Origin of the sequence: Stutzerimonas stutzeri, from assembly GCF_009789555.1 — a bacterium.
Taxonomy (GTDB): Bacteria; Pseudomonadota; Gammaproteobacteria; order Pseudomonadales; family Pseudomonadaceae; genus Stutzerimonas; species Stutzerimonas stutzeri_R.
This window is the reverse complement of the sequence record NZ_CP046902.1, coordinates 410,079-425,927: the sequence shown is the minus strand read 5'-3', so window position 1 is coordinate 425,927 and position 15,849 is coordinate 410,079. Positions and strand designations below refer to the sequence as shown.

General features: G+C 61.3%; 10 protein-coding genes. 2 read left to right on the top strand and 8 right to left on the bottom strand.

The window, feature by feature from the left end:
• Nucleotides 1–37 precede the first annotated feature (37 nt).
• From GQA94_RS01885 to GQA94_RS01855, 7 genes are all read right to left on the bottom strand, one after another.
• Nucleotides 38–301 carry a hypothetical protein gene (locus GQA94_RS01885; RefSeq protein ID WP_158186473.1) on the bottom strand — a complete coding sequence of 88 codons (264 nt, stop codon included), beginning with the start codon at nt 299–301 and terminating at the stop codon, nt 38–40.
• Nucleotides 302–429: 128 nt separating this feature from the next.
• Complete coding sequence (locus tag GQA94_RS01880; protein ID WP_158186472.1) at nt 430–1,563, bottom strand: T6SS immunity protein Tli4 family protein; 1,134 nt, start codon at nt 1,561–1,563, stop codon at nt 430–432.
• 128 nt (nt 1,564–1,691) lie between these two features.
• On the bottom strand, nt 1,692–2,828 hold the full coding sequence (locus GQA94_RS01875) for a T6SS immunity protein Tli4 family protein (RefSeq protein WP_158186471.1): 1,137 nt from the start codon (nt 2,826–2,828) through the stop codon (nt 1,692–1,694).
• Nucleotides 2,825–4,537, bottom strand: a complete 1,713-nt coding sequence (locus GQA94_RS01870; protein WP_158186470.1) for an alpha/beta fold hydrolase — start codon at nt 4,535–4,537, stop codon at nt 2,825–2,827. The genes GQA94_RS01875 and GQA94_RS01870 overlap by 4 nt, the downstream gene beginning before the upstream one ends.
• Nucleotides 4,534–7,035, bottom strand: coding sequence for a type VI secretion system Vgr family protein (locus GQA94_RS01865; RefSeq protein ID WP_158186469.1), 2,502 nt, complete (start codon nt 7,033–7,035; stop codon nt 4,534–4,536). The genes GQA94_RS01870 and GQA94_RS01865 overlap by 4 nt, the downstream gene beginning before the upstream one ends.
• Nucleotides 7,036–7,122: 87 nt before the next feature.
• On the bottom strand, nt 7,123–7,638 hold the full coding sequence (locus GQA94_RS01860) for an Hcp family type VI secretion system effector (RefSeq protein WP_158186468.1): 516 nt from the start codon (nt 7,636–7,638) through the stop codon (nt 7,123–7,125).
• 451 nt (nt 7,639–8,089) lie between these two features.
• Nucleotides 8,090–10,021 carry a sensor domain-containing diguanylate cyclase gene (locus GQA94_RS01855; protein WP_158186467.1) on the bottom strand — a complete coding sequence of 644 codons (1,932 nt, stop codon included), beginning with the start codon at nt 10,019–10,021 and terminating at the stop codon, nt 8,090–8,092.
• Between the two features lie 337 nt (nt 10,022–10,358).
• Between GQA94_RS01855 and GQA94_RS01850 the strand changes: the two genes are divergently transcribed.
• Together GQA94_RS01850 and GQA94_RS01845 are read left to right on the top strand one after the other, a co-directional pair.
• On the top strand, nt 10,359–11,324 hold the full coding sequence (locus GQA94_RS01850; RefSeq protein WP_158186466.1) for a TAXI family TRAP transporter solute-binding subunit: 966 nt from the start codon (nt 10,359–10,361) through the stop codon (nt 11,322–11,324).
• Between the two features lie 121 nt (nt 11,325–11,445).
• Nucleotides 11,446–13,998, top strand: coding sequence for a TRAP transporter permease (locus GQA94_RS01845; RefSeq protein WP_158186465.1), 2,553 nt, complete (start codon nt 11,446–11,448; stop codon nt 13,996–13,998).
• Nucleotides 13,999–14,098: 100 nt separating this feature from the next.
• On the opposite strand, the gene GQA94_RS01840 is transcribed toward GQA94_RS01845, so the two are convergent.
• Nucleotides 14,099–15,790 (bottom strand): Na/Pi cotransporter family protein, encoded by a 1,692-nt coding sequence (locus GQA94_RS01840; RefSeq protein WP_158186464.1) that lies wholly within the window; start codon nt 15,788–15,790, stop codon nt 14,099–14,101.
• Nucleotides 15,791–15,849: the final 59 nt, after the last annotated feature.

The following is a 15,849-nucleotide window of genomic DNA, read 5'->3' as shown; positions in this document are numbered from 1 at the left end:
GCCTCCTGCTCGAAGCGGCGGCGTGCATCGCGCTGGGCTAGGGTGTACCAGTAACCGGTACGTGGGCACCGGGGCGCAGGCGGATGGAGTTGGTTTCATCCAGGCGTTCGATTTGTTTACCCCACACGTCATAGCCCGCACCGATGATGATGGCTTGAGGCGGTAGGTCGATGAGAAAACGGCCATAACAGTGGGTGATCCATCCGGTGGTGTCCATGGGGTTGTCGCTCCGTGAATAAGATGAATGGCAGCCGGTCAGCCCCAGCAGGCCGATCAGCAATAAGCTCGCGAAGCGCTTCATGTGTTTGAACGTCCTGTTCATAGAGGCGTTACGGCCCAACGGCACCGGGGCGCAGGCGGATGGAGTCGATGATGGCCGAGGGGCGCTGTTTACTGCCCCCTGGCCCTTGTTGCCGTGGTGGAGCTGGCCTATTTAGGCGGAGGCGTCAGTGCGTTTGGACGAATTCGCACGCTATTGATCACGGCATCCCATACCTCGAAGAATTCCGCTTCGGTAGGCCCGTTGGGTGCATCCTCGTGGTTAGGGAATGCTCCTAAAGAGGCTGGTCTTTGGGATGTTCGGTAAGTACTTCCGAGACTAAGGGATATGTTGGGAACGGCTATTGGAAGTCCTTGGCCTGGAAATTCCCATTCAGCAGCTATATTCGTAGTGAATGAGTTGGCACTTTTTTTCTCTGCTCCGCCCATTGAGTATTCCTCTCCATCCAGGCCTTGCACAGAGCGAGCGGCTGCACGGTATACCTCGCGACCAGCTTCTACTCCTGGCTGGCTTAAGACGCGAGCGATAAAAGCCGCCATTTCCTGCTCTGCCTCGCTGTTACGCTCCAGCAATGAGGGTTGTGGGCGCCCCACCCTGTTGTGCTTGACGACCAGGCCCATGTTGCGTGGCAGCTTGAACGCCCATAAGAGGTTTTCGCGCTCTTGCATGTCATAAAAGCCAGAGATGAATGCGCCATTGAGGCAAAGCCCCGGCTGGCTGGGGATCTCGTCAAGGGCTCGGGCACGCAGGCGGGGAAGAAGCTTCGCTATTTCATCTTTGCCATTGAGGTTTTGCTTTATCTCGAACAGTGTGCCGTGTTCCCAGAAGTAGCCTTCGGCGTCATGAAAAATATTGCTTCCCCACACACCATTAACATCAGGGCCATCCGCTTTGCGGAACCCATAAGCAAATATTGCGCTTCCGGGAATAGGCTCAAAGTGCTCTGCTGGAATGGACAGGTATCGAACTCCTCTTCCTTTGAGCCCTTGAACCTCTAGCCAGCGTTTTTCCACCATTTGATCAAACTGCTCACGGCTGACTCCCGTAGTCACGGACAGGTTGAGGTCACCGATACGAGCGCCGCTGGATCGAGATTTCGAGGTGGTGTGTTGAGGCAGATCGATAAGCAAGCGTCCGACGCAATAGGTGCGCATGTCTTGGGTCAGGGCGGTCATGGTATGACTCCGGTCAGGATGGGCTAGCTGCCAGCGACGCCAGCCCTGAGAACAGGCAATAAGTACAACGAGGCCAAGCAGCCCTATCAGCAGGCGACGACGGTTCATGCTTTAAATTTCCTGTTCAATAGACGGCATCACGGCCCAATGGCAGCGGGGCGCAGGCGGATGGAGTCGATAATGGCCGAGGGGCGCTGTTTACTGCCCCTGGCTCTTGTTGCTGTGGTGGAGTTGGCCTATTTAGGTGGAGGCGTCAGGGCGTTTGGACGAATTCGCACGCTATTGATCACGGCATCCCATACCTCGAAGAACTCCGCTTCGGTAGGGCCATTGGGTGCATCCTCGGGCTTAGGGAACCCACCCGCTGGTGAGGGTATGTAGGATGTATCGAAGTTTCGGGCATTCAAGTTGAGTTCAATCTGCGGTACAGGTGAGGGAGCACCTTGTCCAGAAAACTCCCAGACACCTCCGATACTGGTGTCATAGCCGTACTCTTGCCTGCCCTCAAGTTCTCCGGATACGAGTTCGTCACCTATAAGTTCGCCAATTTGGTGCTGTGCTCGACGAAAGAGATGTTCTTCATAAACGTCACCCGGTTTCAGCATGGCGTTCAGCCAGGCTGTGGCTGCACCTCGGGATTCAAGTTCGCGTTCCAGCAATGAGGGTTGTGGACGACCCACCCTGTTGTGCTTGACGACCAGCCCCATGTTGCGTGGCAACTGGAATGGCCATATGAGGTTTTCGCGCTCTTGCATGTCATAAAAGCCAGAGATGAATGCGCCATTGAGACAAAGGCCCGGCTGGCTGGGAATCTCGTCAGGGGCTCGGGCACGCAGGCGGGGAAAAAGCTTTGCGATGTCATCTTTGCCATTGAGTTTTTGCTTTATCTCGAACAGTGTGCCTCTGTCCCAGAAGTAGCCTTCGGCGTTATGGAAAACCTGATCTTTCCATACCCCATTAATATCAGGAACATGTATTTGCTCAAAGGCATAGGCGAGTATCAATCCATGTTCCGAGTGATCGATACGTTCGGACTGTTTCATGTAAGGCGTTCCAGAACTGTCCGCCTTTATGGCCTGTACCTCCAACCAGCGTTTTTTCACCATTTGATCGAACTGCTCACGGCTGACTCCCGTGGTCACGGACAGGTTGAGGTTACCGATACGAGCACCGCTGGATCGAGATTTCCATGTGGTGTGTTGGGGCAGATCGATAAGCAGTCGTCCGACGCAGTGGGTGCGCATGTCTTGGGTCAGGATGGTCATGGTATGACTCCGGTCAGGATGGGCTAGCTGCCAGCGACGCCAGCCCTGAAAACAGGCAATAAGTACAACGAGGCCAACCAGCCCGATCAGCAGGCGACGACGATTCATGAGGTTTGCTCCCTTGGCTTGATCCCAGGCGGCTGTGCCGTGGCGCCGATGCGCAGGATGGAATACAGCGTCAGGTTCTGGACGTTGCGATCAGCGTAGGAACCCTGATGGTCGTAGCCGCTCATGCGGGCGCTGAAGACAGCGTTGCGCGCGGCATCCTCGGCGGCATGTGCGGGCACCGTGCCGTCTCCTGCCTGATCCTGCCCGGCCAGGACGGCAAAGCAACGTCCGTTCATGATGTCGTAAGTCACGACAGAACCATGCTGGTCGATCTGCTCGTTGAGCATCCACACGCGACCTTGGTGATTATCATCAGTCAGGCGCAGCGTCTGTATATGATCGTGGGGCAAGGGCGGGGCCGGGGTGCCCGGCCAACCGGACAGGTGAGAGGGAATCGAACCCATCTGTAGCTTCCATGTAATGCGATGGAAGGCTTGCTGGGACTCATCAGCTCCGTAGTGCACGTAACTGTTGGGGTGGTAATAATCGCCAAGTTCCAAGTGGAATTTTTTGGCAAGCATGATGTTATTTGTGTAGCTGCCCCAAGCATCGGTAATGCTTGGTCGTGGATTGTCAGAGGGCTCAGGATCAATCCATTCAGGGTCCATCAGACGCCACCAGGCGTCCTTTTGCAGGTATATCTGCGAGTAGGGGTCTGCTCCAGAGGCCTCGGTCGGCAGGCTGAGCACCTCTTTGCCATCACTGACGACGCGCAGCCAGCCGGCCCCGTAGCGCTGATTGGGCAAAAGCTCTAACGCGCCAGGGGCATTGGCGAAAACCGGCATGATTTTGCGCCCAGTGCCTCCCAGGCCAATGGCACCGATCATATCTTCCCAGCCTGCTCGCACTCGGCGATAGGCGGTGGCCGCGCCAATGGCTGGTTGCACACCATGCACGATGCCTTGAACCAGGGCTGGGTAGCGCTTGGCGCACAGACGTGCGACCAGCCCCCCCATGGAATGAGTGACGAGAATCACCCCATGCCGACAGGGCATGCCAAGCGATTCGCAACGTTGGATGATGGTGCGAATCCGCTCCGCCAGATAGTCGGCCGCATCTCTGTTGGATCGCAGCCAGTTATAGCCAACGGCATACACGGGGTAGCGAAATTCAGCGGCGGCTCGCAGAGTCTCTGGCCTCAGTGCTTCATAGCCCTGCATTTCACCCCACCGGGTTATATCGGCAGGCATGGCACCCTGAATGCCCGGATAGGGGCCACCCTGAGGTGTGCAGATGTAGCGCAACTGCATCTCCAGAAAGTTGAGCAGATCGCCATAGGCGCTGAGCATCACTGACCCCCAGCCTCGATTCAGTGCTTCCTCTGCATGCAGTGCCCGGCTGTGTTCCGTGACGATTTCACGGTCAGCATCTGCGGGGTTGGTCAAGGGCCGGGTTTCCAATGGGTTGAGAAGTGTCTTGCGCTCAGCCGGAGAGAGCTTTCTGTAACCATTTTTGGGTGCTATTAGCCACATGGTTCTGTCAGGAAACCAAGACCACCGATTGTCATCTCCCAGCACTTGAGCGTTTTCACCGGTTGCCAGCAGTGGGCTACCCATGATGCCGGGCACGAAAACTACTGGAATGGCTTGATGCGGCGGCACTTCAATTTCGGCCCTGACTTTATTTTCCTTTCTCGACAAGGTTATTCGGGCCTGAGTACGGCCATCGGGGCCAATCTCCCATGGAACGGGACGTGTGGGCTCGCTCATTGATTGTTCTCCATAGGGCCGATTATGCGAAATTCACAGGCCTCGATGCTCACCCCCTGCTGGACTTCGGCCCAGCCATCGGCATCGGTGACACCCGTTAGGCGAGCGCCATCGGTACGTATGATTTCGTAGAGATGATGGGGAAGTGGTTTTCCCCGCTGCACCAGTCGGACACGTTCGTCGAATTCGCTCTGCGGCCAAGTATTGAACTCGGTTGATGCATACACCGGCCCAAGAAACTCATGGCTTGCCGCCTTGACGGTGAAGCTACCGGGCATGCCCAGTTCGATGTTGCCGTCGGCCATGCGCAGATAGGCCCCGCCGCAGAGCAGGGTGATGTGTTCCTTGGCGGCCATGGTGATGTGTTGCTGAGAGGAACTGAGTTCCACGCTTTGCTCGGCCTGCACCTTGATGCCGTTGTGCTGCGCCTGGATTTGCACTTCGCCCTGGTGGGCGATGTGGCGCAGGTCGCCGCTTTGTGCAAACAGCCCCACGTCGTGCCCGGCGTTGAGCACGATGTTCTGCCCGGCGCTCAGGTGTTGGTGCTGTTGGGCCACGCTGTCGATGTGTTCGCTGGCGCTCAGGACGATGCTGCGCGGGGTGGCGATGGCCACGCCCGCCGGGGCGCTGACGGCGATCAGCGGCTGGCCGCCGCCGCTGCCTTCGGGGTGGTCGTTGGCGCCGTGGTCGAGTTCGCGCACGGCGGTGGTCAGGGTCTGCTGCGGCTCGGGATCGTGGCCGATGCCCTGGTTGTCGGCGGCGATCTGGCCGAGGGTGCGCGCCAGTTCCAGCGCGCTTTCCAGCAGCGCGACGGCCCCGGCGCGGTCGAGCTGACCGCCGTTGGCTTGCGCCTGGGCCTCGGTGGACAGCAGCAGGCCCTTGGCCGCACGCAACGCGCCGCTGGCATCGCTGCGCAACTCGAAACCCTCGCCGCGTGGCGCGCCGCCTTGTGGCCTGGGATGGGTCAGAAAGCCTTCGTTCAGCGCGGTGTGCGCGTGATCGCTCATCAGCGCGATGCTGATTTCCCCGTGGGTGTCGTCGATGCGCAGCTCGTTGGCCCGGTTGGCCTGATGTTCCTTGCTGCGAATGGCGCTGAGGGTCTTGTAGTCGGGCAGCTTGTAGGGCGTCGGGTGAGTCGCCGGGTAGGTCCGTCCGGTGACGATCGGCTGATCGCAGTCACCGTCGAGGAAATCGACGATGACCTCGTGCCCGACCCGTGGCAGGGCGATATGCCCCCACGCCGGACCGGCCCAGTTCTGCGCCACCCGAATCCAGCAGGAGCTGTGCTCGTCGCCCTGCGCCCGGCGGTCCCAGGGAAACTCGACCTTGATCCGGGCGAAGGCGTCGCAATAGATTTCCTCGCGCGCAGGCCCGACCACCGTGGCGATATGCGGGCCGTCGATACGCGGCTTCGGCGGCAGCGGCGCGCACCAGTCGCTGTGGTCGGGCAGCAGCTCGGCGCGAAGATGATAATGCGTGCCCTGTTCGGCCTCGGCGGCTTCCTCCTGCTGGCTGGTGCTCTGGGTGCCGGCGTGATGCAGGCGCAGGGCGCGCCAGCCGCGATTCATGTCCGCACGCGGGTGGCCGATCAGGGTAAAGGCCGGGCCGGGCAGCAGCCGCGCATCATCCCCCTCGACCCGCGCCACCCGGGCATCGCCGCGCAGGGCTTGCAAGCGGGTGCGGGTGAATGGCTGACCCGCTTCGTCCTGCTTGTAGCGTCCGGGATAGTCATAGCGCTGATAATCGCTGCGCTGGTGGTCGAGTTCGGCGCTTTCGACACTGTGCTGCTGGTTGTAGCGCGGGTGCTTGAAGGTGTAGTCGCGCTGGGTCTGGCGCGCGGTGCGCACCTGCTCGGCATAGGTGAAGCGGTGCAGCGCGGGCACGGGCGCATCGCCCCCGGCGCTGGGGTTGTAGAGCAACGGCTCGCCCTCAAGGGCGCCGTGGCTGTGAAGATGATCGCTGAACAGCAGGCGATGACTGTTGGCACTGTGCGCGAAGGCGTAATAAAAACCTTCCTCGGCGGCCAGCCGCTCAATGAAGGCCAGATCGGTCTCGCCGGCCTGCACACAATACTCACGGGGCAGGTGTTCACGGGTGCAGACCACTTCGCAATCGCTGAGGCCGTGCTGGGCAAGCACCTGCTCGATAATCTGTGGCACGGACAGAGCCTGAAAGATGCGCCAGTCCGAACACAGGCCCAAGCGGGCCAGGGCAGGTTCGACCAGCGCCCGGTAACGGGTGCGACGAAAACCGCTGTCGGCCTGCTCGAAGGCACTGACGCGGCCGTGCACATGACGCACGGCAACGCCGTACTGCTCGATGCTCAAGGTCAGCGGCTGATCGAGCACCTGAGCGAAATCGATGGCCGGATCGAAACTGGCCAGTTCCAGCTCCAGACGAAAAGGCTCGGAAAGCGCCTCATCCAGGGTAAAACTCACCACCTCGAAATCGCCCGCCGCAGCGGTGACGGTAAAACGCAGATCGGCTTGGCGCGGCATGACGTGCTCCTTGCGGCCGGCAAGCGATACCGGCGTCCATGACAAGAGAAGCCGCCACCGCCCAGGGCGGCAGCGGCGGTAGGCGCATCAGACGATCGGCTTGCGCCAGTCGTCGGAGGCCTCGGTGCCGGCCACGGCATGGGTCCAGGTGATCTTGCGGTAAGCCAGGCTGATCTCGATCAGCTGGGTATAACCGGACTTACTGCTGTCCTGGGCGTGCGGCAGCACGGTATTGATGTCGACGATGGTGGCGTCTTCAAGCAAGGTGGTGAAGAAATGCTCCTGCTTGCCCTCGACCGAGGTGCGGAACCACTGCGTTTCGACCTTGTTCAGGGTCTCGCCGGTGGCCAGGGCTTGATACAGCAGCGGGATGGCCTTGTTCAGCGCACAGGTGAACACGAACGGCTTGTGCACGCGCTGGCCGGAAGGCTGGCCGCTTTGCGGGTCGGTGGGCGTGGTCACGCGGTGCTTGATTTCCTGCACCAGGATCTGATCTTCGTGACCTTCCTGATAAACGTTACCGACCGAATCGGAAGTGAAAGCACCTTGGGTGATATTGCCCTGGGTCCTGCCAGTGATGGCAATGTATGCGGGTGTGGACATGACAGATTCCTTATGTCGTCGGGGGCCACGATGGCCTTGGGTCCGTCCCGGTGATGGGGACGAGAGCGACAGAGCATAGGACGTGCCAACATCCATAAAGATGGATAAAAGCCTTTTATAATCAATGTGTTAGGTGAGTGTAGAATGTCGTTTACGACAAGCCGTCGGGCCTAAAGCCCTAAAAAACACAGGGAAATTCAAGCAAGTCGGGCCATTTTTGACTCGGTGCTTCGTAAGTAATTGAAAACAAAGGATACGCGTCGAGCCATTTTTGGCCCGATCGAGCCAGAAATGGCCCGGTCGGTAAGTTCTCCTGGGCGTGCTGCAAAGAATAGGGCGATGGGACAGTTCGCGTGTTTGGCTTGCTACCGAGGATCGGTAACCGTTCAAGCGGCCCGCAGATACCGCTCGCTGTGCTCAATGCCAATGCGCCAGTGGCTGGTGCTCTGGATCAGGTTGCACGCTTCGTCGAGTCGCGATCGAGTGCCATTTCGTACCGCTCCGCAATCACCACCCGGTTGCGGCCGTTGCGCTTGGCTCGATAGAGGGCGGCGTCGGCGGCGGCGAGCAGTTTCGCCGGGGAGCCGGCCATGGCCGGCCATAGTGTCGCCACGCCGATGCTCACCGTCAGGTCGAGGCGGGTGTCGCCGCAACTCGGTCGCAGCGCTGCGACCGCCATACGGATTCGCTCGGCCTGCTCGCCAGCCTGGAGGCTGTCGACGCCGGGCAGCGCCATGACGAACTCCTCGCCACCGTAGCGCGCCACTACATCCCCTGCGCGCTGGCCGTGTCGTTTGAGCGTTGCGGCGACCAGGCGCAGGCATTCGTCGCCAAACGGGTGACCGTAGGTGTCATTGACCTGCTTGAAATGATCGATGTCCAGCAGGATCACCGAAAGCGGTTTTTCGATTCGCTGCGCGCGGCGGCTTTCTTCCTCGATCATCAGGTCGAAGTGACCACGGTTGGACAACTGCGTCAGCGCGTCGGTGATACTCATGCGGGTCAACTGCTCGTTGACCTGTTCCAGTCCGCGCTTGGCCTCTTCCAAGGCGCGGGTTCGTTCGGACACCCGGGCCTCCAGCGCCTCGTTGGCGCGCATCTGCACGTCCAGTGCCTGCTGCTGCGCACGCAAGCGTGATTCGCGTTCCTGAGCGAGCGCCTCGGACGTTCGCAACGCGATGCGCTGAGCTTCGATCCGGCTTTCACGTTCATGGTTGATGCGTTCGGCCAACGCCATCGACAGCAATACGAACTCGGTGAACATGCCGATCAGCTGACCGTGAAGGGTCAGTGCATTGAGCGGCAACAATCCTTCGAGGGCCAGCAGATGCGCAACAGTGAACAACAGCAGCGTCGACCAGGCGATGGTGAACAGGCGGGCCGAGGCATTGCCACGAATCCACAGCGTAACGGTCACGGCCATGGTCAGCCCGCAATGGATCAGCGCCATCGCTTCGATCGCCATGTAGCCTGTCAGCGCCGGGGCGAAGAGTATCGCCAGCAGCACCATGGCCCAGTAGCCGATGAGCAGCAACGTGACCAGCCAGACCCAACCGCCATGGCGCCTGATGCCAAGGAAGCGGCTGGCGAAAAGCAGTGGGGTGAAAAAACTCAGTGCCGCTGAAAGCCCGTAGAACCGGTGGGAAATGGCGGGTGCATCCGGCCAGAGAAACAGCTGACCGAAGCCGGTGATGGTCAATACGTAGAACAGTGCGCTGAGCAGATAGGTGACGTAGAGCAGGTAACTGACATCGCGGGTGAAGAGGAACAGGCTGCAGTTGTAGAGCAAAATCACCAGCATCCCGCCAAAAAACAGACTGATCATCGCCACGTCGGCGATCTTTGCCGCGATGAAGCCCGTCTCGTTGGCGATCGACAGCGGCAGCGCGATCAGTTCGTTCGATTGCAGGTGGAGGTAGGCCACGGCCGTTTCGTCAGCACGCAATTGCAGGGGGTAGACGAAATTGTGGTCGGCCCGGGGCCGCTCGTGCATGGGCACGGTATCACCGGCGCGCATCGAGGGGCCCCATTGGTTGCGCGCGGGGTAGAACAGCTGCACGCGCACGTCGTCGAGCACCGGCCATTTCAGGCTGAGATGCCAGACGCCGGCCCTGGCGGTGGTGTTGTGCAGGGTGAAGCGCAGCCACACGCCCTGCTTCTGCTTGTGCAGGCTGGGCCGTTGCAGCGCATGCCATTGCCAGGCAGCGACGCGCGCGGTTTCGAAATCGGCGCTTTTGTGTCCGGTCGCGTACTCGATACCACCGAGCCTCAGCTCGCTGGCGCTCTGGGCGTCCATTGCCGGGATGATCGTTGCCGCAGCTGGGCCACAGGCGCCGTACAACAGTACGAAGAGGGCCACTACCAGCCGTATATGACGCCGCATTCGCGCTCCCTTCGAAGGTGTTGTCCGCGCTCCGAGACGCCGCGCTTCTTGTTGTTTTGGGTGTCGAGGTTGTGACGTCAAAAAAGATACGGCCAATGCAGCCGCGACGCCAGCCTTGCGCCTCGGTATCGGACGAATCGCCGCGCGCAACGCGCGCTCGGTGGCGGAACGCACGCGAGGCGGGTGAGTCAGAATGTCCGGTGCGGGCCTATGTTCTTTTCGTGACTGTCCGCGTAGCGTTACTCGCGAAATCGTTGGCCTGCTAGACTTCCATCTTCTCGCTGTGCTCACGAGGCAGTGCGAGACAATCCAATACAACCAATAAAGGAGTGAATCCATGAAAGGCAAATCCTTGGCATGGATATTTTCCGCCGCTTTGGCGGGCACTGGTCTGAGCGGAGTGGCTCAAGCGCAAGAACAATTCGTGACCATCGGTACCGGTGGCCAGACGGGCGTCTACTACGTGGCGGGTCAGTCGATCTGCCGCTTCGTCAACCGTAACGCCGAAGACCTCAAGTGCAACGCGCCTGCCAGTGGCGGCGGCGTCGCCAACGTCAATGGCCTGCGCAGCGGCGAGTTCAACTTCGGCATCATGCAGTCGGACCATCAGTACAAGGCGATGGAAGGGCTGGAACCGTTCAAGAACGAAGGCGCCATGGACGACATCCGCGCCGTCTTCTCGCTGCAGAGCGAAGTCTTCACCGTGCTGGCCCGCCGTGATGCCAACATCAAGGGGCTGGACGATCTCAAGGGCAAGCGCGTCAACATCGGCAACCCCGGTTCCGGTCAGCGTGACACCCTCGAAGAGATCATGGCCGAGAAGGGCTGGGACAAGTCGGTCTTCAGCCTGGCCGCAGAACTCAAGCCGGCCGAGCAGGCCAGTGCCCTGGGCGACAACAACATCGACGCCATGACCTACTTCGTCGGTCATCCCAACGGTGCGATCCAGGAAGCCACTACTACCGTCGATGCCGTTCTGGTGCCGATCACCGGTCCGGAAATCGACAAGCTACTGTCCGAGAAGAGCTACTACACCAAGGCTGAAATCCCCGGTGGCATGTACAAGGGCAACGACACCGCCACCCAGTCGATCGGCGGCAAGGCGGTTCTGTCGACCACCTCCAAGGTCGATGCGGACGTGGTCTACAAGCTGGTCAAGTCGGTGTTCGAGAACATCGAGCGCTTCCAGCGCCTGCACCCGGCATTCAAGGACCTCAAGCCGGAAGACATGATCAAGGTCGGCCTGTCGGCGCCGCTGCACGAAGGTGCCGAGCGCTACTACAAGGAACGTGGCTGGATGTAACGGCCCATGGACTTGCTGCATCGATGCGGCAAGTCTGCCGTCCGCGGCTTTCGCCTGAAAACCCGTGAGCCTACGCCACGGGTTTTCGCGGTTTCCGTTACCTGAAAACAGGCCTCACTTCATGCAAGACAAAGAACTTTCCACAGAAGAGCTGATTGCCCAGGAAGTCGGCGCGCGGATGCCCGAGGGCTCCATGGCGAAACTGATCGCGGGCCTGGCCCTGCTCTGGTCGCTGTTCCAGCTGTGGATCGCCTCGCCGCTGCCGTTCATGTTGCGCGTCGGTGTATTCAACAACACCGAAGCCCGGGCGATTCACCTGGCGTTCGCGCTGCTGCTGGCCTTTCTGGCGTACCCCGCGTTCAAGAAGTCGCCGAGAGATCGCGTGCCGCTGCTCGATATCGCGCTCGGGCTGATTGCCGCCGCGAGCGCTGGATACCTGTTCGTCGCCTACGAACAGCTGGCGCAGCGGCCCGGCAACCTGACCACGATGGACCTGCTCACCGCCTGTATCGGCATCCCGCTGCTGCTCGAGGCCACGCGCCGCGCGCTGGGGCCGGCACTGGCAGTGATCGCGCTGGTTTTCCTCGCTTACAGCCTGGCAGGCCCGTACATGCCGGGGATGCTGGCGCACCGTGGCGTCAGTTTCACCGCCCTGGCCAATCATCAGTGGATCACCACCGAAGGCGTGTTCGGTATCGCGCTCGGCGTGTCCACCAGTTTCGTCTTCCTGTTCGTGCTGTTCGGTGCGCTGCTCGAGCGCGCCGGCGCCGGCCATTATTTCATCCAGCTTGCCTTCAGCATGCTCGGCCACTTTCGCGGCGGCCCGGCAAAGGCGGCGGTCGTTGCCTCGGGCATGACCGGCCTGATTTCGGGCTCCTCGATTGCCAACGTGGTCACCACGGGCACCTTCACCATCCCGATGATGAAGCGCACCGGGTTCTCGTCGGAAAAGGCGGGTGCGGTGGAAGTCGCCTCTTCGGTCAACGGCCAGATCATGCCGCCGGTCATGGGCGCCGCAGCCTTCCTGATGGTCGAGTACGTCGGCATCCCCTACGTGGAGGTCATCAAGCATGCCTTTCTGCCGGCCCTGATTTCCTACATCGCACTGGTCTACATCGTCCACCTCGAGTCGCTCAAGCTCGGCCTTACCGCGCTGCCGCGGGCGAACGTGGCCAAACCATGGATGCAGCGGCTGATCGGTTTCGCCTTTGGCGTTGCGTTGATATCCGGCCTCTCGCTGGCTGTCTATTACGGCCTTGGCTGGTTGAAACCGGCCCTTGGCGACGCTGCTATCTGGGTTATCGGGGCATTGCTGGTGGTGGTCTACCTGGGGCTGTTGAAAGTCGCCGCCAGCAATCCGCCGCTGCCGCCGGAAGATCCGGACGCGCCGCTTGAAAAACTGCCGGAGACGCGGCCGGTGTTGCTGTCCGGGCTGCACTTTCTGTTGCCGGTGGTGGTGCTGGTGTGGTGCCTGATGGTCGAGCGGCTGTCGCCCGGTCTGTCGGCATTCTGGGGTTCGGTGATCCTGATCATCATCCTGCTGACACAGCGCCCGCTGCTCAGTTGGATGCGTCGCGACGCCGCCCACCGGGATGGCACGTTCATGGATGGCATGGTGGACCTGCGCGAAGGGCTGATCGCCGGTGCGCGCAACATGATCGGCATCGGCATTGCCACCGCCGCGGCGGGCATCATCGTCGGGGCGGTTTCGCAGACCGGTGTCGGGCTGGTGCTGGCCGATCTGGTCGAGCTGCTGTCGATGGGCAACCTGATGCTGATGCTGCTGCTCACCGCCTTTCTCAGCTTGATACTGGGCATGGGGTTACCGACCACGGCCAACTACATCGTCGTGTCCAGTCTGCTGGCACCGGTGGTCGTGGCGCTCGGACAGCAGAGCGGGTTGATCGTGCCGCTGATCGCGGTGCATCTGTTCGTCTTCTATTTCGGCATCATGGCCGATGTCACGCCCCCCGTGGGACTGGCTTCTTTCGCTGCCGCGGCCGTGTCCAAGGGCGACCCGATCAAGACCGGCGTGGTGGCCTTCTACTACAGCCTGCGAACCGCCGCGCTGCCATTCCTGTTCATCTTCAACACCGATCTGCTGCTGATCGGTGTGGATTTCTGGCACGGGGTGGTGATCTTCATCATCGCGACACTGGCCATGCTGATCTTCGCGGCGGGCACCCAGGGGTACTTCCTGGTCCGCAGCCGCTGGTACGAAAGTATCCTGCTGCTGCTGATCGCCTTCACCTTGTTCCGTCCGGGGTTCTGGATGGACATCCTTCACGATCCCTACCGTGACATCCCGCCGACCCAATTGGTCCAGGCGCTGGGTGCGGTCGAGGAGGACAGCCAGTTGCGCTTGCGTATACGCGGTGAAGATGCGGTTGGCGATATGCGCGAGTTCAGCCTGCTGGTGGCCATTCCCGATGGCGAGACGGGCGAAGAGAAGCTCGATAAGCTCGGTTTGATGACCTATGAAGAGGACGGCAAGGTGCTGATCGACAGCGTGACCTTCGGCAGTCCGGCCGCGGAGCTTGGGTTGCAGTTCGACCAGGAGATCCTGGCGGTGCGCGCGCCGACCGAGCGTTGGGCCAAGGAATGGATGTGGCTACCGGCGCTTATGCTGTTCGGGCTGGTGGTGTGGCTGCAACGACGGCGGCAGCGGGCCTGACCGCTGCCCTAGCTGATCCGACCCCGGCCGTGCCACGCATCGCCGGGGTTTTTATTGGCTTGGTTCAGCGCACGCCGACAACGACTGCGTCCGTCAGCCATCAGGCCGGCTTGCCGTGTGGCAGTGGATGCTCGGGCATTGGGGCCTCGCGGGCCGTGACGTCGCCGGCGATGCGATGCCTGCCAGCGCCAGGGCCTTCCAAGGCCGCATAGGCCGCGCTGCAGAACAGCGAGTTCAGGCGCTTCATGTCGGCGATCAGTTCCAGATGCGCGGCGCTGGTTTCGATGCTTTCCACCACCTGTTGATGCAGCCGGTGCACGTGGGCGTGAGCCAATTCGCGCTCGCGCTTGCGGAACTGGCGCTTGTGCTGCAACAACTGGCGAGCGCTGTGCGCGTCGCCGGAAAGAAACACGGACAGGCCCAGGGCGAGGTTGGCGCTGAGCAGGCCGTGCAACTGGCTGAGTTCGTCCAGGCCGCTGTCGGAGAACGACCGCCGCTTGGAGATCTTGAGATTCTGCACCTTGCCGAGCATGTGCTCGATGATGTCGCCGGCCTGTTCCAGATTGATCGCCAGCTCGATGATCTCGGCCCAGCGACGACTTTCCTGTTCGGCCAGGTCTTCACGCGGCATGCGCGCCAGATAGAGTTTCACGCCGCTGTAGAGCGCATCGACGTCGTCATCCAGACGGCGAATCTCGTCACCCGGCTCCGGGCGGTCCTCAAGCAGCACTTCCAGCAACCGTGCCAGCATCGTTTCCACCAGATCGCCGATGCGCAAGGTCTCGCGCGTGGCGTTGGCCAGCGCCAGCGTTGGGGTGTCCAGAGCGGCGGGATCGAGGTGGCGCGGCTGCGCAATGCCGTTGTCCAGGGCGCGTTCGGGCAACAGGCGTTCGCAGAGCCTGGCCATCAGCCCCACGGTGGGGAGCAAGAGCAGGCACCGCAACGAGTTATAGGCCAGATGGAAGGCAATGACCTGGGTCTGAGCGCTGTAGCCGAAGCTCGACATCCATTCCACCAGCACTGGCAGAAACGGCAGCACCGGAAGCCCGGCCAGCTTGTAGAGCAGATTACCCAGCGCCACTCTTCGGGCCGGCACCGGCTGCGGCGTCGCATTCAGCCAGGCCAGCACGCCGCTGCCGACATTGGCGCCGATGATCACTCCAAGCGCGACCGGCAGGCTGATCAATCCGGCGCTGGCCAGCGTCGCGGTGAGCAGCACTGCGGCCAGGCTGGAGTACGACAGCACGGCGAACAGCGCGCCCACCACCACGGCCAGCAGCGTGTCGCCGGCGAGCGAGGAAAACAGCACGTGCATGCCGCGTGCTTCGGTGATCGGCGCGGCAGCGGTAACGATCAACTGCAACGCCAGGATGATCAGGCCGAGGCCGATCAGCACGCGGCCGAACTGACCGGCACGGGTCTGTTTGCGTGAAAGGAACAGGCAGACCCCGACCAGGGTGAACAGCGGCGACAGCCAGGACAGATCGAGGGTCAGTACGCGCGCCATCAGCGCGGTGCCGACATCCGCGCCGAGCATGATTGCCAGCGCGGTCGGCAGCGCCATCAGGCCTTGGGCGACGAAGGAGATGGCCAGCAAAGCCGTGGCATTGCTGCTCTGCACCAGGGCGGTGACGCCGATCCCGGCGCCGAAGGCCATGGGCGCGTTGGCCATGCTGTGGCCGAGCAGCCGTCGCAGATGCGAGCCGTAGACCCGCATGATCCCGGTCCGCACGATATGCGTACCCCAGACCAGCAGGGCGATCGAAGAAAGCAGGTGCAACAACGTCAGCATCGGGCGGTTTCTCCGGCGAACGAAAAGACAGAAAGTACGCGCAGCGGCGCGTGGACAGC